This window comes from Burkholderia arboris (genome assembly GCF_038723655.1).
Classification (GTDB): domain Bacteria; phylum Pseudomonadota; class Gammaproteobacteria; order Burkholderiales; family Burkholderiaceae; genus Burkholderia; species Burkholderia arboris.
The window spans coordinates 2,256,156-2,280,075 of record NZ_CP109821.1; the positions used below are offsets into that span (position 1 = coordinate 2,256,156).

Annotated in this window: 23 protein-coding genes and 1 pseudogene; 17 read left to right on the plus strand and 7 right to left on the minus strand. The window is 57.1% G+C overall.

Annotation, left to right across the window (positions count from 1 at the left end):
* Positions 1-27 precede the first annotated feature (27 nt).
* The 3 genes from OHZ10_RS10590 to OHZ10_RS10600 all read left to right on the plus strand — a co-directional run bounded on the left by OHZ10_RS10590 (position 28) and on the right by OHZ10_RS10600 (position 2,032).
* Positions 28-912: an NAD(P)-dependent oxidoreductase gene (locus OHZ10_RS10590; RefSeq protein WP_059233876.1), complete on the plus strand. Its 885-nt coding sequence runs from the start codon at positions 28-30 to the stop codon at positions 910-912.
* 50 nt (positions 913-962) lie between these two features.
* Positions 963-1,454 carry an NUDIX hydrolase gene (locus OHZ10_RS10595; protein ID WP_342702377.1) on the plus strand — a complete coding sequence of 164 codons (492 nt, stop codon included), beginning with the start codon at positions 963-965 and terminating at the stop codon, positions 1,452-1,454.
* Positions 1,455-1,567: 113 nt separating this feature from the next.
* Positions 1,568-2,032, plus strand: a complete 465-nt coding sequence (locus tag OHZ10_RS10600) for an acetyltransferase (RefSeq protein WP_059233874.1) — start codon at positions 1,568-1,570, stop codon at positions 2,030-2,032.
* A gap of 114 nt (positions 2,033-2,146) precedes the next feature.
* Here OHZ10_RS10600 and OHZ10_RS10605 read toward each other — a convergent pair whose 3' ends face one another.
* A complete protein-coding gene (locus OHZ10_RS10605; RefSeq protein ID WP_174993029.1) occupies positions 2,147-2,701 on the minus strand; it encodes a TetR/AcrR family transcriptional regulator in 555 nt (184 codons plus the stop codon).
* Between the two features lie 96 nt (positions 2,702-2,797).
* Between OHZ10_RS10605 and OHZ10_RS10610 the strand changes: the two genes are divergently transcribed.
* A complete protein-coding gene (locus OHZ10_RS10610; RefSeq protein ID WP_342702380.1) occupies positions 2,798-3,463 on the plus strand; it encodes a DJ-1/PfpI family protein in 666 nt (221 codons plus the stop codon).
* A 233-nt stretch (positions 3,464-3,696) separates the two neighbouring features.
* Positions 3,697-4,314 carry a 3'-5' exonuclease gene (locus tag OHZ10_RS10615; RefSeq protein WP_059233872.1) on the plus strand — a complete coding sequence of 206 codons (618 nt, stop codon included), beginning with the start codon at positions 3,697-3,699 and terminating at the stop codon, positions 4,312-4,314.
* A gap of 154 nt (positions 4,315-4,468) precedes the next feature.
* Here OHZ10_RS10615 and OHZ10_RS10620 read toward each other — a convergent pair whose 3' ends face one another.
* Together OHZ10_RS10620 and OHZ10_RS38620 are read right to left on the minus strand one after the other, a co-directional pair.
* Positions 4,469-4,762 carry a hypothetical protein gene (locus tag OHZ10_RS10620; RefSeq protein WP_059233871.1) on the minus strand — a complete coding sequence of 98 codons (294 nt, stop codon included), beginning with the start codon at positions 4,760-4,762 and terminating at the stop codon, positions 4,469-4,471.
* A 554-nt stretch (positions 4,763-5,316) separates the two neighbouring features.
* A pseudogene (locus OHZ10_RS38620) lies at positions 5,317-5,412 on the minus strand (hypothetical protein); the annotation flags it as partial.
* Between the two features lie 77 nt (positions 5,413-5,489).
* Here OHZ10_RS38620 and OHZ10_RS10625 point away from each other — a divergent pair.
* A complete protein-coding gene (locus OHZ10_RS10625) occupies positions 5,490-6,677 on the plus strand; it encodes a site-specific integrase (RefSeq protein WP_342702383.1) in 1,188 nt (395 codons plus the stop codon).
* A gap of 322 nt (positions 6,678-6,999) precedes the next feature.
* Here the strand turns inward: OHZ10_RS10625 and OHZ10_RS10630 are convergent, their stop codons facing one another.
* Together OHZ10_RS10630 and OHZ10_RS10635 are read right to left on the minus strand one after the other, a co-directional pair.
* Positions 7,000-7,944 (minus strand): hypothetical protein, encoded by a 945-nt coding sequence (locus tag OHZ10_RS10630; protein ID WP_342702384.1) that lies wholly within the window; start codon positions 7,942-7,944, stop codon positions 7,000-7,002.
* A gap of 11 nt (positions 7,945-7,955) precedes the next feature.
* On the minus strand, positions 7,956-8,528 hold the full coding sequence (locus tag OHZ10_RS10635; protein WP_342702385.1) for a hypothetical protein: 573 nt from the start codon (positions 8,526-8,528) through the stop codon (positions 7,956-7,958).
* A 147-nt stretch (positions 8,529-8,675) separates the two neighbouring features.
* Here OHZ10_RS10635 and OHZ10_RS10640 point away from each other — a divergent pair, with 147 nt between their 5' ends.
* Positions 8,676-9,098 carry a transcriptional regulator gene (locus tag OHZ10_RS10640; protein WP_342702387.1) on the plus strand — a complete coding sequence of 141 codons (423 nt, stop codon included), beginning with the start codon at positions 8,676-8,678 and terminating at the stop codon, positions 9,096-9,098.
* Positions 9,099-9,122: 24 nt separating this feature from the next.
* Here OHZ10_RS10640 and OHZ10_RS10645 read toward each other — a convergent pair whose 3' ends face one another.
* Entirely contained in the window at positions 9,123-10,013 is an 891-nt protein-coding gene (locus OHZ10_RS10645) for a hypothetical protein (RefSeq protein WP_342702388.1), read from the minus strand.
* A 130-nt stretch (positions 10,014-10,143) separates the two neighbouring features.
* On the opposite strand from OHZ10_RS10645, the gene OHZ10_RS10650 reads away from it, so the two are divergent.
* The 10 genes from OHZ10_RS10650 to OHZ10_RS10695 all read left to right on the plus strand — a co-directional run bounded on the left by OHZ10_RS10650 (position 10,144) and on the right by OHZ10_RS10695 (position 22,289).
* Entirely contained in the window at positions 10,144-10,290 is a 147-nt protein-coding gene (locus tag OHZ10_RS10650) for a hypothetical protein (RefSeq protein WP_175768849.1), read from the plus strand.
* A gap of 112 nt (positions 10,291-10,402) precedes the next feature.
* A complete protein-coding gene (locus OHZ10_RS10655; RefSeq protein ID WP_342702389.1) occupies positions 10,403-11,368 on the plus strand; it encodes a DUF932 domain-containing protein in 966 nt (321 codons plus the stop codon).
* A gap of 89 nt (positions 11,369-11,457) precedes the next feature.
* Positions 11,458-12,459: a lambda-exonuclease family protein gene (locus OHZ10_RS10660; protein ID WP_342702390.1), complete on the plus strand. Its 1,002-nt coding sequence runs from the start codon at positions 11,458-11,460 to the stop codon at positions 12,457-12,459.
* Between the two features lie 15 nt (positions 12,460-12,474).
* The gene (locus tag OHZ10_RS10665) at positions 12,475-13,377 is read left to right on the plus strand and encodes a hydrolase or metal-binding protein (protein WP_342702392.1); all 903 of its coding nucleotides are present in this window, start codon (positions 12,475-12,477) and stop codon (positions 13,375-13,377) included.
* A gap of 690 nt (positions 13,378-14,067) precedes the next feature.
* Positions 14,068-16,458, plus strand: coding sequence for a type I restriction-modification system subunit M (locus OHZ10_RS10670; protein ID WP_342702393.1), 2,391 nt, complete (start codon positions 14,068-14,070; stop codon positions 16,456-16,458).
* A complete protein-coding gene (locus OHZ10_RS10675) occupies positions 16,449-17,702 on the plus strand; it encodes a restriction endonuclease subunit S (RefSeq protein WP_342702394.1) in 1,254 nt (417 codons plus the stop codon). Before OHZ10_RS10670 ends, OHZ10_RS10675 begins: the two co-directional genes overlap by 10 nt.
* A complete protein-coding gene (locus OHZ10_RS10680; protein WP_342702395.1) occupies positions 17,699-20,755 on the plus strand; it encodes an HsdR family type I site-specific deoxyribonuclease in 3,057 nt (1,018 codons plus the stop codon). Before OHZ10_RS10675 ends, OHZ10_RS10680 begins: the two co-directional genes overlap by 4 nt.
* Positions 20,745-21,476: a SprT family zinc-dependent metalloprotease gene (locus OHZ10_RS10685; protein ID WP_342702396.1), complete on the plus strand. Its 732-nt coding sequence runs from the start codon at positions 20,745-20,747 to the stop codon at positions 21,474-21,476. The genes OHZ10_RS10680 and OHZ10_RS10685 overlap by 11 nt, the downstream gene beginning before the upstream one ends.
* 110 nt (positions 21,477-21,586) lie before the next feature.
* Complete coding sequence (locus OHZ10_RS10690; RefSeq protein WP_425394771.1) at positions 21,587-21,931, plus strand: DUF3293 domain-containing protein; 345 nt, start codon at positions 21,587-21,589, stop codon at positions 21,929-21,931.
* A 94-nt stretch (positions 21,932-22,025) separates the two neighbouring features.
* On the plus strand, positions 22,026-22,289 hold the full coding sequence (locus tag OHZ10_RS10695) for a hypothetical protein (RefSeq protein ID WP_219706106.1): 264 nt from the start codon (positions 22,026-22,028) through the stop codon (positions 22,287-22,289).
* A 256-nt stretch (positions 22,290-22,545) separates the two neighbouring features.
* Here OHZ10_RS10695 and OHZ10_RS10700 read toward each other — a convergent pair whose 3' ends face one another.
* Entirely contained in the window at positions 22,546-23,634 is a 1,089-nt protein-coding gene (locus tag OHZ10_RS10700; protein ID WP_219706104.1) for an endonuclease NucS domain-containing protein, read from the minus strand.
* Positions 23,635-23,920 lie beyond the last annotated feature (286 nt).

Sequence of the window (23,920 nt, forward strand, 5' to 3'; positions counted from 1 at the left end):
GTCTCCACCCACCGTGGGAGCAGGCACATGCAAACAGCAGTCGGATTCATCGGACTCGGCGTGATGGGCACGCCGATGGCGCTCAATCTCGCGCGGGCCGGCACGCCGCTCGTCGCATGGAGCCGGTCGCACGGCAGCGACGATGCGCTGCGCGACGCCGGCGCGCGCGTCGTCGAGCATGCCGACGACGTGTTCGCTGCCTGCCGCACCGTGATCCTGATGCTCGCGAACGACGCGGCGATCGATGCCGTCCTCGCGCGCGGCACACCCGGTTTTGCTGCCCGTGTCGGCGGCCACACGATCGTGAACATGGGCACCAACGCACCCGGGTATTCGCGTGCGCTGGCCGATGACATCGCCGCCGCGTCGGGCCGTTACGTCGAAGCGCCCGTGTCGGGGTCGCGCAAGCCGGCCGAAGCCGGGCAACTCGTCGTGATGCTCGCCGGCGCACCGGAAGACGTCGACGACGTCCGCGCGCTCGTGAAGCCACTGTGCCGCGACAGCTTCGTGTGCGGCGACGTACCGTCGGCGCTGACGATGAAACTCGCCGTGAACCTGTTCCTGATCACAATGGTCACCGGCCTGACCGAAGCCACGCATTTCGCGCAACGCCACGGCATCGATCTCGCCCGCTTCGCCGACGTGCTGAACGCGGGCCCGATGGCGAGCGACGTGTCGCGCGTGAAGCTCGGCAAACTCGTCGCGGCCGATTTCTCCGTGCAGGCCGCGATCACCGACGTGCTGAAGAATGCGCGCCTCGTCGCCGAATCCGCGCGCGGCATCGGCATCGCGTCGCCACTGCTCGACATCTGCCATGCGCTTTACGGCGAGACCGAGCGGGCCGGACATGGCGCGGACGACATGGTCGCCGTGATCCGCGCGATCGAGCGGCGCACCGGCGACGCGCAATGAATCGTCGCCGGCCGCCACACATACTCGAACGCACCCGCGCGTAGAACCGCATGTCCGACTCGCCACGCTCCCCGACCGGCGTCACCGCTTCCGTCCGCCCCGTTCCCGCCGTGATCGGCATCGTCCTGCGGGAGCGCGACGTGCTGCTGGTACGCCGCGCCAATCCGCCCGATGCGGGCTGCTGGGGCTATCCCGGCGGCAAGATCGAAGCGGGGGAATCGATTGCGAACGCGGTCGTGCGCGAGATCGTCGAAGAAACCACCGTCGACGTCGAGGCACTCGACGTCTTTACCGCGCTCGATGCGTTCGATTACGATGCTGGCGGCGACGTGCGCCAGCATTTCGTCATGGTCGCGGTGCTGTGCCGATGGTTGCGCGGCACGCCCGCCGCCGGCGACGATGCGCTCGACGCGCGCTGGTTCGATCTCGCCGAACTCGGCCGCAACGATTTGCCGATGAGCGCAGGCGTTCGCGAGGTCGCGCGCTGCGCGCTCGAGCGTGCGGCGGCTCTGGGTAACGCGCGGCGTCCGGCCAACGCCTGAATACCTGAAACACCGCCGTCGTTCTCGCAGCCCTTGCGAGCAGCCCGACCGGGGCCATGACGGCGCCGGCTACCCGCCGAACTTCCAATTACAAATCAAAGATGGGCCAAACCATGATCAGAATTCGCAAATCCACCCAGGCCGACGGCGCACGCGTTTTGGACATCTGGCGCAGCGCGGTCGATGCCACGCACCACTTCCTGAGCGACGACGACCGTCGCGCGATCGAATCCGACGTCGTCGCGTTCCTGCCCGATGCGCCGCTCGATCTCGCCGTCGACGATACCGACCGCGCGATCGGCTTCATGCTGCTCGACGGCGGTCACTTGGAAGCGCTCTTCGTCGATCCCGCCCACCACGGCGCGGGCGTCGGACGGCGGCTTGTCGAAGCAGCGCTCAAGCGGCATCCCGACCTGTCGACCGACGTCAACGAGCAGAACGAAGCGGCGGCCGGATTCTATGAACGGCTCGGTTTCGAGCGCACCGGGCGATCGGCGCTCGACGGGCAGGGGCGCGCCTATCCGCTGATTCACCTGCGCTATCGAGCAACACCGTCGTCCTCGCCGCGGCACGCATGACCGTGGCCGACGCGGGGTATCGCGCCGCCCTCCACGTCATGCGCACCGGGCACGCGAACGCGCTACCCGATACCGGGCCGGCTCCACGCATGCGTCACGCGGCCACATGACGCATCAGGCGCGACGTATCGGCAGCACGCGTTCGACCATTGCAACCGCGCGCTGCATGAAACCGTTGAACCGGACGGCATCGCGCCGCAGCCCGGCCTGTTGACCACCGATCAGGCACATGTGCACGGCCTGCCCGACGATCTCCGCCTCGTCCGGCGTACGCACGAGCCTGCGTGACGTCTCGATCGCAAACGCGAGCCGGGCCGCATCGACGCGCTGCTGGAATTCCGCGACCAGCGGATCATGCAACGCCCATGCGCGGATCGCGATTTCACGCCCGGACCGCTTCTCGGCGGCAATGCGCAGATAGCGCGCCAGCGTGTCGACGGCGCCGCGACCGTCCGCCGCGTAGGCAAGCATGCGCGCGGCGTAGTCGTCCTCCCATGCGGTCAGCAAGGTCCTGACGAAGTCCTCGCGATTACGGAAGTGGTGATAGAACGAACCGCGGGTCACGTTCAGCCGTCGCGCGAGACACTCGGCCGAAATGCCCGCATACCCTTCCCCGTCGAGGGCGTCGAAGCCCGCTGCAATCCAGTCGTTTCGCGTCAGTGTGCTCATCGTCATCGCCATACAGGCTGTGTATGGTGCGGCATGGACAGATAGGCTGCGAACTCTATCACGGCCGCCGCCGCTTCCGGCAGCGCGCCACTACGCATGGAGTCCACCTTGAAAGAAATCGCTCTCGTCGCATTCGACCGGTTCACCGACGTCGACCTGTTCCTGATGTGGGACATTCTCGGTCGCAACTGCCGCGACTGGCGCGTCCGGATTCTGGGTGCGCAGCCGGTGCTGCATTCCGCACATGGTCTGGCCATCCCGACGCACGGCCCGCTTGCCGACGCCAATCACGCCGACGCGGTCCTCTTTTCGAGCGGCAAGGAAGGCGTACCGGCCGCACTGGCCCATCCCGATTTCCTGCCGTCGTTCGATCTCGATACCGAGCACCAGCTTGTCGGGTCGATCTGCGGCGGGGCTTTCATTCTCGAGCGGCTCAGGCTGCTGCCGGAGCGCCGCGCCACGACGCATCCCGACGCGCGGAAAGGCTTGCAGGCACTCGGGCTGGACGTGCCGAACCAGCCGCTGGTATGCCGTCGCAACGTCGCGACCGCGGGCGGATGCCTTGCGTCGGTCTATCTGACAGGATGGCTGGTGGAATCGATGTTCGATGCGGACAAGCGCCGCGAGACCCTGCAACCCGTGCTGCCCGCCGGGCAACGGGAGATTTATGAAGACCTGATCGAGTTCAGCATCAGGCAGGGTGCGGGGCAAGCCACGGGCACGATCCGGATGGTCGAAGGCGAAAACGGGCTTGCGGCATGACGCACGGGCCAACGCGCTACCGATAGTCGGCGGCCGGCACCCTGTTGCACCATGTGCGTCCCGCCAAGCCAATGGCGGATCGGGGCGAGTTCGCGGGCGGTCCGGGTCATCGACCGGGTCGGCGCTCACCGCACGGATGGTCGTTTCCCGGGCAGAACGAGCCTGTCGCGGGCCTGGAGATGCTAACCTCTCGGCCACTCTAACGACACCGCGTGAAGCAACAGGATTCGACCATGCAAACCGTTGCAGTACTGGACTTCGAAACAACCGGACTTTCGCCCAATATGGGCGACCGAGCGACCGAAATCGCCGTCATCCTGCTCCGGGATGGACAAGTCGTCGACCGTTTCCAGAGCCTGATGAATGCGGGCAGGCGCATCCCGTCCGATGTCGTCGCGCTGACCGGCATCACGAACGAGATGATCGCAGCGGCTCCGCCGGCGTCGAAAGTCATGAAGGAAGCCGCGGCGTTCGTCGGCAAGCATGCGGTCGTGGCCCACAACGCCGGTTTCGACAAACGGTTCTGGCAGGCGGAACTCGAGCTTCTCGGCATGTCGGCCGAGCATGCCTTTGCGTGCACGATGCTGGTGGCGAGGCGCATCTACCCGGATGCCCGGAGTCACCGCCTGTCGAGCCTCGTGGATATGCTGCGGTTGCCGAAATCGGGGCGTGCGCACCGGGCGATGGTCGACGCCGAGATGGCCGGTCACCTGTGGTGCCGCTTGCAGCACGACATTGCGCGGACTTACGGACTGGATCGCATCGATCACGCGCTCATGACGCGTGTCCAGGCCACGGCGAAGGCGAAAGTGCCGACGTACCTGCGTTCGCTCGTGGGCACGCACGCGTGAGCATCCGAGGCGCGACGGCGCTGACTTGCGCCATCCGTCAATGAAAAACGGCGTGGCAACCCGCCAAACCGTTTTCGTGTCGCAACAGTCTTCCAGTCGATTTCGACGTGACCGGCCCACGGCGCCGACAAACCGAGTCGCGACTTGTTTTTTACTACGCGAGGCCGATAAGGAGCACTTTGAGGGTACCTCCGTGGCTGAGGTCTCCCAGGTAGGCCACGACCTTCTGCTTCTGTCCAAGCGCCGTGAGCGCGTTGCCGATCTGGATCAGCAACGCCGTGTTCGACGCATCCACTTCAAACGAATTCGCCCCCTCGTTATTGAGCATGAACGGAAAGGTATCGTGCTGGTCCCAATAGCCCAGCTGGATTGACTCCACCTCGACGCGCTTCAAGCCGTCCGCCTGCTCCGCGAACTTCTGAATTTCGCTGAAATTTTCGTTCGACATGACAATTTCTCCTGCAGTGAGTTGAAAAAAAGCCGAAACCCAGGGTCGTATAGGCCGAATCTGACTTGCGCGAGTCACGCATCGACAACGTTCATCACCCTCTCCGTGGTGGCTTGGGCCAGCCATCCGCCAAGAGCCCTGCGGGGACGAAGTTAGGCTGAGCACGAGGCGCAATCAATTACACTCGATTACAGTCGCGGCGAAACGGGGGGGTAGCAGCGCGTCGTTTTCCGATTTCGCCATCAAGCGGTCTCGCTCCGCACGCGGACGCTGCTTCAAACCCGCACCTCTTGCGCCGCAACTGAGTGCAGGCGCCGATTGAGTACGGCTTGGTGCAGTCGACGAGCGGAGCCGCTGGTCGAACGAGAACGGAACAGCGGAACTAAAGGCACCCGCGACGCCTCACGGCGCACGAATGTTCTCGGTGTGTTCTGGCCGATGAAGCACGAAATCCGCGCGATGCGCCAAGCGGGCCAAAAACAAAAAAGCCCGCTGTGAAGCGGGCTTTGATGTGTTCTGCGGTCAGTTCGTACCGGTACGTGCCGGACGTCCAGTTATTCCCACTCGATCGTCGCCGGCGGCTTGCCCGAGATGTCGTACACGACCCGGTTGATCCCGCGCACCTCGTTGATGATCCGGTTCGACGCGCGGCTGGACACCATGTCTAGCACGGGTCTACGCGGCTTCAGCTCGTCCCTGTCCAAGCTCTGTCCAAGGGGTCAGAGCAATGAGTATCCGTTTACGTCGTAGCAAGTTCCAGGTTCGTGTCACCGTCAATGGCCGTACAGCTTCGAAAAGCTTCGACACGGAAGCCGAAGCGCAACGCTGGGAAGTCCAACAGAAAGTCCTGCTGGGCCACGGCATCGTCGAGCAAAGCAAACCCGCCTCAGAATTACCTGAGCTCACGCTAGGCGAGGCCATCACTCGATATAGCGCAGAAATTCTCCCCGGCAAACGAGGGCAACAGTCGGAACGGTACCTCCTGAGGTACTGGCACGGGTCCGCCCTAACGACGCGCACGGTGAATGAGATTTCCCGCCAAGATCTCGTCGCAGAACGGGACAAACTCCTTCGAGCTTCGCTTGCGCCGTCCAGTGTGCGCCGGTATCTCGATTGCCTCTCAGCTGTGCTGACGGCATGTGCCCGAGACTGGCTACTGCTCGACACCAACCCGATGAGTGAAATCCGCAAGCCGCCGAACGGGAAACCAAGGGAACGCCGTGTCAGCCAGCAAGAACTGAATTACATTCTTCACGCAGCCCGCTTCGCTCCTGATCTTCAGGCTATCATCCGCATTGCGCTGGAGACAGGCATGCGTCGCTCTGAAATCCTGGGCATGGAATGGCGATACATCGATCTCGAAAGGCGTGTGGTCTGGCTCCCCTTGACCAAGAATGGTGACAGCCGCACCGTTCCATTGTCACTTGATGCCGCCAAGACCCTTGAAGCCCTTCCGCGTCGCACGGATGGCAAGTTGTTTTCGAAAAATGGAACGAGCTTGTCAGGAGCGTTTCAGCGTGCGGTGCGACGTGCCCGGCAAGCCTACGAACTTGAGGCGAAGGAACATGGTAGGTCAGCACACGAGTTGGTAAGTGACCCATTCCTAAGAAATCTCCGCTTCCACGATCTTCGCCACGAACGGATCAGTTCCCTTGTAGAGGGAGGATTCAATCTGATTGAAGTCGCTGCGATTTCGGGACATCGGACGATGCAATGCTTGAAGCGATATAGCCACCTGCAAACAGCAACCCTGATAGATAAGCTCGATCGGATTTCCCCGCCATCCACAGCGACAACGAGCACTCCATCGGGCCGGGATGCCGGTGAGCAGGCTACATTGGCGGTCACCGGCATCGGGCTCAGTCGGTCGCCTGATTTACGCGGTAGCGGCGGCAAGGCTTCCGACAATGCCTGAAGCCCTGAATTGCCTCTCGCATCCACGATGCGGGGCCGCTTTGTGACGTTTGTGACGGAGCCGTAACGTCTCGCGGCCCCAGCAAATCCGCATGGATACTGGGATGTGACATTGTGACAGGCAAATGCGTAAACTGCTGGGGCAAATCCCCCTTGCCGGGACTACAGCCCGTCTGGCTCGCTCCGGCAGTTCCTCGGCGGCCTCCCCGAAGGACGTTACAACGTCACATTGTCACTTTCGTTTGTGCAGCAATAGTTTTACCCCGTCACCCTGAGCACGTGGCTCCGTCACAAGCGTCACATTTCGCTGCTTGATCGCCCGATCAAAGCCCAAACGCGGCCTGAATACCTTCAAGCAGCGACGGCTCACCAACGGCCTTCGCGGTCCGCTTTCCTTGAGGCGTATCCTGGGCGATTTTCAGGTACGCCTTACGGTGTGTCAGGTCAAGTGCAATGAACCCAGCCCCTCCGGGTGCGTCATGAGGCTTTGTAACGCCACGAGCGTACCAGTCTGCTCCGTTCCATCGAGCACAGCTATCGCCGAGCGTCGGCGGATCGTTAAGTGCTGGAGTCAGCCATCCATCAATAGGATTGAGCCAGGCGGGCAGCTTCGCATTTGCGGGCATTGAAGAATCAAATAGCTTGACTGCGGCCATGCTTGCCGGGGTTTTGGACGGGTCTCCGTTCATATCGTCAGACACAAAAACCTTGTTTTCCGGCCCCAAATCCTTGAAGAATTTGACTTCGGCACAACTGATCGGCTGCGCAGCTTGAGTCACCTGAGCCGGTGCAGTAGATGTGGATACTGCATGGCATGCTTCGGCGCTCATGAAAACCATCGGGCTGCCGGTCCGAATTTTTATCCACTCCTGCTTATCTGGGATATCGGTCGCCCGCAGCACGCCTCGATAAAAATATTTTGTCTTAAGGAATTTCATCGACCGATCTGCCGCTCTTCCTTGACCGCAATTTACTTCCACCGAATAAAACGCCATGTCAAATGGCACCATTCCTTTTCCCGGAACGTAGTTCTCGGGTTGCATCTGGGCCAAAAACACAAGATCTACCAGTCCATTTCCGCTTTTCTGGGGGGAGTTTCGATCATAAAATATTTTTTCGGAGCTATTTCCATACGGAGCATTCGCAACCCACTCCCAATCCCCATTATTTTCGTAGATGGTCTTTGCGGACGCACCTACGCCGAGCAAAGCCATAAGAAGCATGAGAAAGGAGGAAAAAGAAAGTATTCTCATTTGATTTTCTCTCATACCAATCACTATTACCCTATTACAGTGCGACCCGCTATGCCGATGTATCGCCATTCCGACCTCACCGGCGTACTTCCGACCGAACGGCGCTCTTCTTTGCATTGCGTGACAAGGTTCTTCCCGAGGTATGCAGCAGTGACTTTCATGCTCTTCTCGGCGTCGTCTTTCTCAAGAAACCACGCCCCAGCCACCGGAATCTCCTGACTCACGGAGTTGGGTACTCGTCCTTGATAGCGGGCACTATAGGTCGTGACTTGGCCAGCAGCATCGAGCGCCATCTCGTAGCGCCGATACTGCGCCCCCCAATGCCCTTGGTGGAAGCATTGCAGACAGACTTGCTCAGCGGCCGGACGCTCGTTTTCTGCCAACCACGTCCAGTCGAGTGTCGTGAGATCCCGGGATTTGTCAACGCGGACACCGCAGGCATCACAGCGACGCGCCTGATAATTCTTATATGCTCCGACCGCTGCCGAACCCACCACAACAGCGGCGCCAGCAACCACGATCTCTGGAAGTGCGGCGACAGCCGCAGCCCCCGCGACCACCGCCCCCGCTCCCGCCACAACCCATTCGAGCTTGCCCATTCTCTTGCCTTCCCAAGATGGCGATCTTCCACATCCGATTTGTTTACAGGCCAAGGACGACGGAGGATCGCACTCAAAGAACCATATGGTTTATAACAACAACCATTAGGTTATCACGAGAGGGCAGGCTTTTCGCACACTCGCGGAATGCCCGACGTTGACGACAAGAAAGCCTTTGCCAGCCGCCTCAGGCAGGCCCTCAAACGCAGCTCGAAGAAGATCGAGACTGCGTCGGAACTTGCTACCCAGTTCAATCTGCGTAGCAATGAGCCGATCACTCCGCAGGCGGCCCAGAAGTGGTTGACGGGAACAGCCAGACCGACTGTCGACAAGATCAAAACGCTTGCAGACTGGCTCGACGTTTCGCCAGAATGGCTTCGTTTTGGGGTTACTGACATGAAGCGCAGTCGGCCTGCAAAGAGCGCACCGCCGAACGACGAAGCTATCGAACCAACAGCTGAAGAACTAGAAATTCTTCGCCGCCTCCGGAGCCTATCGGCATATCGACGTCAGCTCGTTGAGGGAGTCATCGAGCAGTTCAGCCTAGACGCTGAAATCTGGAAAGAATAACCGGCTAACCGTGACTGCAGCGGATTAAGGGCTCTCAGCAGCGTTGGAACCGGATTCACTCTTTTTCGACTTCTCGATGAGCCGAAGACAAGCGTGGATCGTTGCGAGGTAGTAATAAAACATCCAGCTCAGCCAGATCGATGAGTCGTAATCCGTTTTCTGATCTTTACGATGATGCCGGATCCCGAAATTGTTCGCCAACTGAAAGAGATCGGCCTCATCCTTTGAGTTCAACACCGACTTGACTTCGAGCCTCAAGAACTCAAGCACGTCCGCCAAATCTCGAATAGCATCCCTTCTCTCGGAAATCGACCGACGCCGATATTTCACTTTCGCAGCTTCTATCCGATCTCGAACATTTTCGTTATCGGAATGTGGAATTTCGGCAGATAGCATCGGGGCGAATTCGTCTTCGGCTAAGGTGAGAATCTCCTCATCACGGGAAAGCTCGAAGCCACGCCCGTAGTCCGCCAATATTTCATTCATCTCCTGGCGGAAGATCTCCCGACCACCTTGAGGATCAAATTTACTGTAGTGCCAGCCACACTGGCTGTATTGATGATAATTCCCATCAATGCCCTTCGATGCATGATCATGCAGAAATTCGATCATGTCGAACAAATTTTCCTCTGAATAACTGTTTAACTTATCCCAGATCGGCCAAAGCCCCGTTGCTCGGAGCTTTCGAAACACGAACAAATCAATGTCTCTCCCCGCCTTACCATCTACGTCGCCAGCGTCAACACACGAATAGCCGAACCACTCCTGAAATAGGCCGTCTTCCCACAATTTATCAAATGCCGTTCGAAAAAATCTCTTGAATTCATCCAAATTAAAACCATCACCAGGCGGCCGCTTTCCACTTCTAACCGAATAGTAGCTTCTGCGAGGAGGTGCTTTATCACGCGCCGTCATTGCAATGTCCTTTAGTCATCACTTTGGGTTTAGTTCTGATATGTACGGCGTCCGGTCAATTTTCCTTGGTGCCGCAGGTATAAGAAGAATACAGGAAGCGAGTTGCTTCCTCTATCCACGGAGCCCAAAAGTGAAAAATGCCGCTATCAGTTTTCTGCTTGTCGTACTGATCGAAGCTGTCAGTGCAGTTGCTACCTATCTGAAACAACGCCTCACTGGCAACCTTCGCCGCTCGGACGATGACGAACCGTGGGCCAATCACCGCGAATTCACCTGACTCCTTCCGTTGCTTCTGGTAGCTGATCCTGCTACTGCGTTCCCCCACATTCCATTCTCAACTAGTTCGACTTCGTCCGAGCCGGATCCGCTCGTCTATTCAGGGAGCTCATATGCATCTCGTCAAATCAATGGCCTACGTCGGGGAGGTACCCTGGCACGGCCTCGGCAATCAGCTTGCCCCGAATCAACCCCTCGAAGTGTGGGCTCGGCAGGCGGGCATGGACTGGGTCATCGAATCGTCCGAAGTCCGTTTCGTTGCTGGCGGCGACGGTCTCGGCACGATTCACGCTTTCCCCGAACAGAAAGTGCTTTACCGCAGCGACACTAAGGAGCCGCTGTCAGTTGTCTCGGATCGCTACAAGGTCGTTCAGCCGATGCAGATTCTTGAGTTCTACCGGGACCTTACCGAAGTCGGCGGCTTCGAGCTTGAAACCGCAGGGGTATTGAAAGGTGGCAAGAAGCTTTGGGCGTTGGCCCGGACCGGACAGACCGTCAACCTGAAGGGCAACGACGAAGTGAACGGCTACCTTCTACTGGCTACAGCCTGTGACGGGACGATGGCGACGACGGCACAGTTCACATCGGTACGCGTCGTCTGCAACAACACCCTGCAAATCGCCTTGGGAGACAGTAATGGAGCGATCAAGGTTCCGCATCGCAGTCAGTTTGATCCGCTTGCAGTGAAACGACAACTCGGCATTGCCGTGTCGTCGTGGGACGCGTTCATGGTTCGGATGCGTGCCTTGTCGGAACGGAAGATCAAGCAAGACACCGCTCTAGAGTATTTCCGCCGTGTCTTCGCCTATACCCCATCCTCGCTTCCCGCTTCTATCGATACGGGGACAAACGAACGGGCCATCAAAGCAACGGCAGAGTTGTTCGCCGGAAGCGGGAAAGGCTCGGACCTTGCTTCTGCCACCGGTACGGCATGGGGCCTTGTCAATTCCGTGACGGAGTACATCGACCATCATCGCCGGGCTCGCAGCGACGATCATCGCCGGGATACAGCTTGGTTCGGAAATGGCGCGACGCTGAAGCAACGGGCGTGGGATGAGGCTATGCGCTTTGTCGCCTAAAACAAATAGTAGTCCAGAAGTTATTTCGTCTAACACAGCCCGGCTTGAACTTCGGTTCACCGGGATTCTTTCATTTCAAGGAGCTAAACATGAGTATTGCAACAGGCACTGTCGGGGCAACCCGCAGGCGTGCAGCACTTCGCCTTGTCGAAACCAAGACGCTGGCCCGAGACGACTGGCTGACGGTAAGGAAGTCCGGGATCGGTGGCAGTGACGCTGCCGCTTCGGTCGGTTTGAATCCGTACAAGAGCCAGCTCGAACTGTGGTTGGAAAAGACCGGTCGTGACGCTGGCCTCGAAAAGCCCGATCCGAAGGACACAACGACACCGGTGTACTGGGGAACACTCCTCGAACCCATCGTCGCCGCTGCATATACGCAGCAGACAGGCAACCGGGTGCGCAAAGTGAACGCCGTTCTTCGTCATCCGACTGTTCCATTCATGCTGGCGAATCTCGATCGGGAAGTCGTCGGGGTGCCTGATGTCCAGATTCTCGAATGCAAGACCGCCGGCATCAATGGAGCGAAGCTTTGGCGGGATGGCGTGCCGGAATACGTGGAACTTCAGGTTCAGCATCAACTCGCCGTGACGGGTAAGCAGGCTGCACATGTTGCTGTTCTCGTCTGCGGCCAGCAACTAGACGTACATCGCATTGACCGGGACGACGAACTCATCGAGAGGCTGATCGAACTCGAAGCGCAGTTCTGGCAGTACGTCGAAACCGACACGCCGCCACCGGCTGACGGTTCCGATTCCGCTGATCGAGCTTTGCGTTGCCTGTTTCCCGGAGACGCTGGGTGCACAGTCGATTTCTCCGACGACCGTTCGTTGTCGGCGACGTTTGCTGATTTCGTCAGCGTTCGAACTGAAATCGAAACTCGGGAACAAGTCGAATCCCAACTCAAGCAACACATCCAGCAGGCGATGGGCGACGCTTCCCGGGCGATTTTCGAAACCGGCGAAGTGTCGTGCAAACGAAGCAAGGACGGCTCAGGCATCGACCTGAAGAAACTTCTTGCCGACCACCCCGAACTGGCATCGCAGTACGCCATCACCAAACCCGGCTCTCGCCGGTTCCTCGTATCAGTCTAGCCCAAGGAGGCAGCAATGTTGAAAGGTCTTGCAATCACGCCGCCTGTCATTGGGCGGATTTCGATTGGTCGTGTTGTCGAGAAGAATGGCAAGCGTCTCCCCGAGAAGGACGATCAGTTCACGATCACCACCCAGGTCCAGAATAGGGACGGCTGGATTCTCCATCGCTTCGATGAAGGGCTGCGTGCCGCTAGCGGTAACGGCAAGCTACGCTCGATTCCGATCCAGTTGCTGTTCAACGATCCGGATCTGAATCTGCGGTCAGAATACTCACTGTTCGATCGTGGCACCGGGCGGCCGATGTGCGTGGGGAATGGCGAGACATGTCGTCGCGTCACGAACGATGGTATGGAAGCGCTGCCTTGCCCGTCGCCGGACGCCTGCCCCTATAGTAATGGGCAGTGTAAGCCGTACGGTCGGTTGAACGTCGTAATCGGCGATGAAGACGAGTTCGGCACGTTCATCTTCAGAACCACGTCGTACAACTCGATTCGGACTTTGGCGGCGCGGCTTCATTACTTCAGTGCGGTGTCGGGCGAATTGCTTGCATCCATGCCGTTGGAACTTCGGCTAAGGGGGAAGTCAACCACGCAAAGCTATCGTACAGCCATCTACTACGTCGATCTTGTTGTCGGATCCGGCTTCAAGTTGACGGAGGCCATTGCATATGCTCGCAAGGTCGACGGTGAGCGGAAGGCTGGAGGCTTCGACCAAGCCGCACTCGACGTTGCAGCACGGCTCGGGTTCGGCAACGGCGCGTTCGAAGAGTCGGGGGGCGACGTTCCTGCAGTTGTCGAAGAGTTCTACCTGGAAGACAGCGGTGGAGCCGATGCTGAAGCTGGTGGCGGTGCTGGGAATGCGAGTCTGAAGTCCAAGCTCGATCGTCGTGTCGCTTCGAGACAAGGGAATGAGCAATGATCCTCCTCCACGCTATCTTCTGGCTCGTCATCGCTCCGGTCGTCTGGATCGTCATCGGCGTCGCCTGGCTCTACTTCGGACAGAGGTTGCTGAACTGCTTTGTCGGGCAGTGAAATGCCTGTTGCTCTTGCTTCGGCGAGAGCTTTTTTAGGTTCAATCGACTCACGCGTGCCGTAGTTTGCGGGATCGTTCTTCCCTGCGTGTTTCCCATCCACGTTCTAGCAACGACTGAGCCCTCCCGCCGCCCGCCGAATTTTGGAAATTCGTTGGCGGAAGTGACCAGAGGCCAAGCCCTCGATCGCTGTGACAGCCGGGACATGCATAATCCGGTCGGTGACAGGATGAAACCCATGCCCAGCAACGCTTGTGACAAGGTGACAGATGTGACAACTGGAAACCCAACCTGTATCCCGTTGAGGGCGAGGCAGAACAGTAGCGGGAAATCCGATGCCTCCCGCAAATTCGTGCTCTTTCTCCTGTCACATTTGTCACCTTGTCACAAGCCTTATCTGGAGCGGGTTTCCAGCTAACACGCTTCGTCACAGAAGCGCCACGCCAGTGACGCCCCCTTTCTCCTCCTGTCGTGCCGCCGACACCTGTAAAATCCCGCAATATCTCTGGGCGTGGACGGAGCGTCGCTAGATCAGCCTCTGCCAAGCATCCCGGGCCGCTGTTGACCAAATACCATCTATGGCAATCAAGAAATCCGAGCTTTACAGTTCCCTCTGGAAAGGGTGCGACGAACTTCGTGGAGGCATGGACGCCTCCCAGTACAAGGACTACGTTCTCGTCCTGCTGTTTGTCAAGTACGTTTCCGACAAATATTCCGGCCAACCAGACGCTCTACTCGATGTACCAGCCGGCGGGAGCTTCGCCGACATGGTTGCCTTGAAGGGCGACAAGGAGATTGGCGATAAGCTCAACAAGATCATCAGCAAGCTTGCCGAAGCGAACGACCTGAAGGGCGTGATCGATGTCGCCGACTTCAACGATCCCGAGAAGCTCGGCAAAGGCAAGGAGATGGTGGACCGTCTGTCCAACCTCGTTTCAATCTTCGACACCCCCGAGCTCGACTTCCGGTCGAATCGAGCCGAAGGCGATGACATCCTGGGTGACGCATACGAGTATCTGATGCGCCACTTCGCAACCGACTCCGGGAAATCGAAGGGACAGTTCTATACCCCTGCCGAAGTTTCTCGTGTCATGGCGAGAGTCATCGGCATCGGGAGTGCCACGAGTTCGGACCAGACGATCTACGACCCGACATGCGGCTCCGGATCGCTGCTCATCAAGGCTCACGACGAAGCCAAGGGCTCCGCTGGAGTTGACCTGACTATCTACGGCCAGGAAATGGACAACGCCACGTCCGCACTAGCCAAGATGAACATGATCCTCCACGATTGCCCGACAGCGGAAATCTGGAAGGATAACTCACTGTCTAGCCCTCACTTCGTCCAGGCCAACGGTCTGCTGAAGACCTTCGACTTCGTCGTCGCTAATCCCCCGTTTTCGACGAAAGCCTGGGGCAACGGATTCGATCCTGCGAACGACCTGTATCACCGATTCGACCTGGGCATTCCGCCGGAGAAAAACGGTGACTATGCCTTTCTGCTGCACATCCTGACCTCGCTCAGAAGCACTGGCAAGGGAGCGGTCATTCTTCCTCACGGTGTTCTCTTTCGGGGCGGAGCTGAAGGTGCGATCCGGAAGCAGATCGTCCAGCGAGGCTACATCAAGGGCATCATCGGCCTGCCGGCCAACCTGTTCTACGGCACGGGCATCCCAGCATGCATCATTGTGCTCGACAAGGAACATGCTGGTGCTCGCAAGGGCATCTTCATGATCGATGCTAGCAAGGGCTACGTGAAGGACGGCAACAAGAACCGCCTGCGAGCCCAGGACATTCACAAGATCGTTGACGCCTTCAACAAGCAGACCGAGATACCGAAATTCTCCCGCCTTGTGCCCGTTTCGGAAATCGCTGACAACGACTTCAACCTGAATATCCCGAGGTACATCGACAGCACCGAGCCCGAAGACGTGCAGGACATCGCAGCTCACCTACTCGGCGGCATTCCCGATCACGACATTGACGATCTCGCTCGCTACTGGACCGTCCTGCCGAGCGTTCGGTCGGCTTTGTTTGATACGGCGAATCGACTTGGCTATAGTGAACTGAAGGTTCCGGCGAACGCTATCAAAGCGACGATCTTCGGCCATCCCGAGTTTGCTTCATTCACGAAAACCGTCCACTCCCACTTCGATCAATGGAAAGCTGAAAACGTCTCGCTTCTCACCGGCATCGAGATTGGTGACCTTCCCAAGGCGTTAGTCGAGACAGTCTCCGAGAGTTTGCTCGACACATTCAAGGCAGTACCGCTCCTAGATGCCTATGACGTCTATCAGCATCTAATGACGTACTGGGCAGAAACGATGCAGGACGATGTGTACATGCTGGCTCATGACGGATGGACTGCGCTGGCCGACGGCAAGCCGAACACGGATCTGATTCCGACATCGCTTATCGTTGCCCGCTACTTCGCTGACGAGGCGAAGGCCATCGAACAGCTCGAAACGGAGCGTGATTCGATCACCCGCCAGATGGAAGAACTCGACGAGGAGCATGGCGGTGAAGACGGGTTGCTGGCCGAAGCCAAGACCGAAAAGGGCAAGCTGACGAAGGTCAGCGTGAAGGCTCGCCTATCCGAAATCAAGAAGGATTCTGACGCTGCCGACGAACGCAAGATCCTGAACGAATACCTCGAACTGATTGAGCAGGAAGCTGCGGCGAACAAGAAGGTGAAGGATGCCCAGAAAGCTCTGGATGGCAAGGTCACGGGCCAGTACGGCAAGCTCGCTGAAGCGGAAATCAAAACACTGGTCGTTGATGACAAGTGGCTGACTACGCTTGTCGCAGACGTCCAGACCGAACTTGATCGTGTGTCGCAGGCACTGACGGGCCGTATTAAGGAGTTGGCCGACCGTTACACAACACCGTTGCCGAAGCTTACCGCCGAGGTTGATGCCCTCGCTGCTCGTGTCGATGAACACCTGAAGAAGATGGGGTTTGCATGGAACTGAAGCCGGGTTACAAGCGGACCGAGTTAGGGGTGATTCCGGAGGACTGGGGAACCTCTCAATTATCCGAAATTTCGAAAAAAATCACCGACGGCGAACACCTTACACCGATTAGGTCTAGGACTGGCTATTTTCTTCTATCTGCACGCAATATCCTGAACGGACGAATTGATGTTTCAGACGTTGATTACGTTGGGCGTGCAGAGTTTGAACGAATTCGGCAGCGGTGCGACCCGGCATCGGGAGATATTCTCATCTCATGCTCTGGAACCATAGGTCGAGTAGCGGTCGTACCGCCGAATTTTGATTGCGTCCTCGTTCGCAGCGCCGCATTGGTGAAGCTATCTAGCAAAGCGGACAGCTCCTTTATCCAGTTCTGGATGCAGGGCAACCGTGCGCAGACACAAATCCTCACCAGCGTTAATCAGGGTGCACAGCCCAACCTTTTCTTGAATCAAATTGAGCTCTTAAGGTGCCCTGTTCCTACTATTCCCGAGCAGAACGCCATCGCATCCGCACTCTCCGACGTTGATGCGCTGATCTCATCACTGGACCAGCTCATCGCCAAGAAGTATGACATCAAGCAGGCCACGATGCAGTTGTTGCTCACTGGTAAGCAACGTTTGACGGGGTTTAGCGGGGAGTGGCAGATGAAGCGGTTGAAGGAGCTGGGTACCACCTATGGTGGGCTGATCGGAAAGAGCAAAGACGACTTTTCCAGTGGCACAGCGTATTACGTCCCGTTCGTAAATGTAATGATGAACGTAGTCATCGACTGCGAAGCCTTCGACACGGTCGATGTGTGTATTGGAGAAACGCAGAATCGTGTTCTCAAAGGCGACTTGTTGTTCAATGGCTCATCCGAAACGCCGGAAGAAGTTGCGATGTGTGCGTTGGTTGCACACGACATCGAGGATCTCTATTTGAACAGCTTTTGTTTCGGATTCCGCCTGAAGAGCGATGCACAAGTTAATGGTTTGTTCATGGCCTATTACCTACGTGGGCCAGTGGGGCGTGAACTCATTAAGTCGCTAGCGCAAGGCTCAACCCGCTACAACCTGTCCAAGGTGGCTTTGCTCGACGCTGCGCTTCGACTCCCCGGAAAAGCAGAGCAAACCGCCATCGCATCAGTCCTTTCCGACATGGACACTGAAATCTCTGCACTCGAACGAAAGCGAGACAAAACTCTTGCTGTCAAGCAAGGGATGATGCAAGAACTGTTGACTGGGAGAATCCGTCTCGTATGAGCACTGTCGGCCAAAAAGAGAAGAAGACGCAGGAGCGTGTCGTCAAGCTGTTTCGGGACTCGCTGGGGTACGAGTACCTGGGCGATTGGATCGACCGCGTCGGGAACCGGAACGTCGACCACGAGCTGCTGAGCAGTTTCCTCAAGCGACAGGGCTACGACGATGCCCTCATCACCCGAGCCATACACCTTCTCGATAAGGCCGCAGGCGACCAAAGCAAGAGCATCTACGATCGGAACAAGGCTGTGTACGAGATGCTTCGCTACGGCATTCACGTCAAGCCGGAAATTGGCGAGCAAGTGCAGACTGTCTGGCTGATTGACTGGAAGCAACCCCTCAGCAACGACTTTGGTATCGCAGAGGAAGTGACAGTTAACGGTGCTGATCCGAAAGCCAACACGAAGCGTCCTGACATCGTTCTCTATGTGAACGGTATCGCTCTCGGAGTGCTCGAGCTGAAGCGCTCCACCGTCTCAGTCTCGCAAGGCATCCGGCAGAACCTCGACAACCAGAAGAAAGTGTTCATTCAGCACTTCTTTTCGACCATGCAATTCGTCATGGCGGCCAACGATACCGAGGGACTTCGCTACGGCACCATCGAAACGCAGGAGAAGTACTACCTTACGTGGAAGGAAGATAGTCCGATCGAGAATCTGCTGGATCGCCACGTCACCCAGGTCTGCAGCAAGGCTCGCTTGCTTGAACTGATCCACGATTTCATCGTGTACGACGCCGGCACGAAGAAACTCTGTCGACAGAATCAGTACTTCGGCGTCAAGGCCGCACAGAACTACGTGAGACGCCGGGAAGGCGGCGTTATCTGGCACACACAGGGTTCTGGTAAGAGCCTCACGATGGTCTGGTTGACGAAGTGGATTCGGGAGAACGTCAAGGATGCCCGTGTCCTCATCATTACAGACCGGACCGAGCTGGACGAGCAGATCGAAAAGGTCTTCAAGGGCGTCAACGAGGAAATCTATCGCACGAAGAGCGGCGGCGATCTGATCACCAAGCTCAACGCCACGACGCCGTGGCTGCTCTGTTCGCTAATCCACAAGTTCGGCGGCAAAGAGGACAGCGAAGAGTTCGGAGATGTTGCGGGTTACGTCGAGGAAATTGAGCGAGCGCTTCCGCCCGACTTCCGGGCCAAAGGCGACATCTACGTTTTCGTCGATGAGTGCCACCGGACCCAATCCGGCGAACTGCATAAGGCGATGAAAGCAATCGTGCCGAATGCGATGTTCATCGGCTTTACCGGTACGCCGCTGCTCAAGGCTGACAAGGCAACGAGTCTCGAAGTTTTCGGCTCGTACATCCACACCTATAAGTTTGACGAGGCTGTTCGTGACGGCGTGGTGCTTGATCTACGCTACGAGGCCCGTGACGTCGATCAGCACATCACCTCGACAAAGAAGATCGACCAGTGGTTTGAATCGAAGACCAAGGAACTGACCGACCTCGCCAAGGCCCAGCTCAAGCAGAAATGGGGGACCATGCAGCGAGTCCTTTCCAGCCAGTCTCGGTTGGAGAAGATCGTCGCCGACATTCTGCTCGACATGGCAACCAAGGATCGGTTGATGAGCGGTCACGGCAATGCGATGCTCGTATCCGGAAGCATCTATCAGGCCTGCAAATACTACGAGCTATTCAGCAAGACCGACCTCGCAGGCAAGTGTGCAATCGTCACTAGCTATCGACCCGCTACTGCGGATATCAAGGGTGAAAGCGCGGAAGGGCTCACGGAAAAACTGAGCCAGTACGAGATCTACACGAAGATGCTCAACGGCCAAGATGCTGAGTCGTTCGAAAAGGATGTAAAGAAAAAGTTCATCGACGAGCCGGGACAGATGAAGCTGTTGATCGTCGTTGACAAGCTGCTGACCGGCTTCGATGCCCCCTCTGCGACGTACCTGTACATCGACAAGCAGATGCGTGATCACGGACTGTTCCAGGCGATCTGCCGAGTGAACCGGCTCGATGGCGACGACAAGGAATACGGGTATGTCATCGACTACAAGGATCTCTTCAAGAGCATCGGTAGCGCTGTTCACGACTACACCTCGGGAGCGCTCGACGGTTACGACAAGGACGACGTAGCCGGATTGCTGGAGGATCGCCTGATCAAGGCCCGAGAGCACCTCGAAGAGGCCCGTGAGGCTATCAAGGCTCTCTGCGAACCGGTGGAGGCACCAAAAGACACCGCAGCATATCTTCGATATTTTTGTGCGAAGGACTCAGGAAACGCCGAGCAGCTGAAGGAGAACGAGCCGATACGCTTGGCCTTGTACAAATTCACGGCTACGCTCATCCGAGCCTATGCTGTCATTGCTAACGATCTTGATGAAGCGGGCTACTCGTCCGCAGAAATCGAGAGCCTGAAGGAAGAAACCAGCCACTTCGAAAAGGTTCGCAACGAGGTCAAGCTCGCCAGCGGAGACTACATTGACCTGAAGATGTACGAACCGGCCATGCGCCATCTGATTGACACGTACATCCGAGCTGACGACAGCGAGACGATTTCCGCATTCGATGATACGTCCTTGATCCAGCTTATCGTTGAGCGTGGCGTCGGGGCGGTAGACAAGCTTCCCAAAGGGATTCGTGAGAACAAGGATGCGGTAGCAGAGACGATTGAAAACAACGTCCGTAAGCTCATCATTGACGAGCAGCCGATCAATCCCAAGTACTACGAGAAGATGTCCGAGCTTCTTGACGCTTTGATCGAGAAGCGAAAGGCTGATGCCGTCGCCTACGAAGAGTACCTTGCCGAACTCGTCAAGCTGGCAAAGCAGGCACAAAGTCCATCGTCGGGCTCGACCTACCCTGCTTCGCTGAAATCCGTCGAACAGAAGGCGTTGTACGACAACCTCGACAAGGACGAAAATCTCGCGGTGAGCGTCGATCATGCGATCTTGATTGCTCGTCAGGATGACTGGCGCAGCAATATCATGAAGACTCGGAAGATCCGCAATGCGATCAAATCAGTCCTGGGCGAAGACGACGCCCGAATTGATGCAATTCTCGATCTCGTGAAGAGTCAGCATGGTTACTGAGGTTCACCACTACATCACGGTGAGCGGGCTGTCGGTCGAAATCGTCCGGAAGTCGATCAAGAACCTCCACCTCGGAGTCTATCCGCCGAATGGACGAGTGCGTGTAGCTGCTCCACTCACGGTCAGCGACGACGCCATTCGCTTGGCGGTAATCGGCAAGCTGGGATGGATCCGCAGGCAGCGAGAGAAATTCGAGGCCCAACCTCGTCAATCGAAGCGAGAAATGGTCAGTGGCGAGAGCCATTACTTCCAGGGGCGACGCTACCGAATCAGAGTCGTGTTTCACGACGGACCCGCAACAGTCGTGCTGCGCAACAAAACCACGATGGAGCTCAAGGTCCGGCCAGGAATGAGCGCTGAGCAGCGCCTGAAGGTCATCGAGCGCTGGTATCGAGAACAACTAAAGGCGATGATCCCCCCTATGCTTGAGAAGTGGCAATCGCTGCTTGACATCGAGGTCGCCGATTGGGGCGTCAAGAAGATGAAAACCAAGTGGGGCAGTTGTAGTATCGATGCCGGCCGCATTTGGCTGAATCTTGAGCTGGCGAAAAAGCCAGTCCAGTGCCTTGAATACATCCTCGTCCATGAATTGGTTCATTTGATGGAGCGACACCACAACGACCGTTTCATGGCGTTAATGGACCATCATCTGCCCCATTGGCACACCTACCGTGAAGAATTGAATCAAGCACCACTGGCACACGAAGACTGGCCTCATTGAACAGACCAGAAAGCAATCGGGGAGCGCTTGTGACCACACATTCGAACATCAACCCAGCCACGATCCAAGCCTATCGTGAAACCTTATACTGCGTGGAAGGTGAATGGTCCATGACGCTGCGTGTCGGTCAGCGGAGCAAGGCGCTCGCTGCGCTACACGAAGCATCAGGCGTCGAATCGAGCGCTTTTCTGACCGCATGGAATCCATACAGCCGAAAGTGCGACGACGAAACTAACGCGGCTCTGCAGAAGAAACTGACCGACGAACTGACGTCACGCGGTGTGCGCTTCGTCAGTGGCGTCGGCCGCCATCCGTCCAGCGATTGGGCTGAGCCAAGCCTTCTCGTGCTCGGGATTTCGCTTGAGGCTGCGAAACGGATTGGCGTTCGATACAAGCAGAACGCAATCGTCTGGTGCGGAGCGGATGCTGTGCCGGAACTGTTGTTGTTGCGATGAAGGAACTGCGACAGCTCTGAGCGATCGCATTACCGCGTCGATGAGTATCTAAGAAGCGTACGAATCCGAACTCGGACAGGAAGGAGATTTGCATATGGCCCAAGACAATTCATACGAGTATGTAGTTGTGGAAAGCTTTGTGCCGGAGCAACGATCTGGGCTTCGTGACAAGGTTCACATTCGTCCGGTTGCTGGCGGTAAGTATCCGATTTCCCTTCATGTCGAATGCTCAAAGAAGCTGTCCAGAGATTACCCTGTCGGCACCAAGTTCAGATTGTGGGCCAAGCTAACCGACAGGGATGACGGCGGCGAATACCTTTACAGTAACTACAATTGGCGCTACGAAGTCTTGCCCTAAAGCTGGAAAATTTTGGATTCTAGGCTCGATCGTTTGAAGACGGCAGTCCTAGTCGGGAGAAAAGCCCGCAAGGCCGAAGCGTTCATGCTGTCACTGGGTCTCCACGTTTTCACGTCAGCTCATCCATCGCCCAAGGTCCGGAGTATCAACCGGGCGATGTGGGACCTCATACCGAAGCAATGGGCGGCAGCGGTCAACGACGACCACTCAGGGGCAACTATCCCTGCCACCCCGAACGCCGGATCGGGCCCGTTCGTCACACCCCAAACGCCTGTTGAAGGAACTTGAGTGTCGCTTCATCACGAAGTTTGCAGACAACGTTTTGATTGGCGAAGATTTTGGGAAAGGTCTTCGCTTGATCCTTGCCGACAGACTTGAGCCACCTAACGCCAACGACGTATTCCGATAGCTCCTCATTGTCGGAGTTTTCGTCAGGATGCTCGGCCTTCAAACCGGCGGAGAGAAGAGTAGTCTGTGTTTCGGGCAATGTGTAGTCCCGGATCATCACCGCAGCGCTCACAACTTCTCCCAAGCCAACGTACCCCAGACCTTTCATGTAGGCGTAAAGCTTGTCGCCGACAGAGAGACGTCTCAGGGCCGATGAGTAGCGTGTCCCTTGGCCTGCACCGATGAAATTGAATTTCCGGTTGTCCTCCCAAGTTCGATGCGGACCTTCACCGACATTGACGAACCAGTACCCGGTCCATTCCCTGATTGCATCGGAGAGATTGCGCTGCTTGGTTTCCTTCCTTTCGATATAGTCCTTTGCCTCAGGCAACGGAACCAACGTCTCGGGCTTGATGAAAAGCTGGTTGTCGCTGTCCAAGTACGGGGCCAGCCTGGTGCACTGAATCTCAAGGCCGAATTCACGCAACCACAACACGGCCGAAATGACCTCTGGATTGAATTCTTTGGATACCAGGATGATGCGCTGACTGCTATTGAGCGCTTCTATATCGCAAGCGATGAATTCTTCAATCGCCAGAGCAGCCTCCTGTTCCGTACACCCGAGATACTGCGCATACTGTTTGAAGATGTCGTCCGGCGAAAAAGCAGAGCAATACGAAGCGTATTTGATTGCTTGCCACTCGACGGAGGATCCGGAATCGTCACGTTTTAGCTCAATGATGACGAGCGCTGCGGCCCTGTCTATACAGAGAAGGTCTAACCGCTTTCCTGATGGAAGGATAACTTCCTTGCCGATCATCAGCAGACCCTCGCCAATGATCCCCGGGGCCTTCTCGATCCACTCCTGAATGTCGAACCGCTCCCGAAGCCGAAGATCACCAAAGCCGGTAGGTTTCAGCTCGATCAGTTGCTTGTTTTCGATGTCGACTCGAAACATTCGCTCCTCCCAAAATATAATCTAGTTTCTTGCAGTATCCGTTAGGCATTCCGTTCTGCAATTTGAACTAAATCCGACTGTCAACCCTAGCCAGAAATATAGAAAAAATTCTTCTCCAGCACCCGTGACAGCCGTGACGACACCGCGACACCGCCCGAAACTCAAAAACCACTGCCAGACAAGCGATGTGACATTGTGACGAATGTGACGTATGAAACAATGCAATCTTAAAGAGCTTCAGGACGATGGAAATCTGCCTGACTTTATGGCTCCACCATCCTGAGAC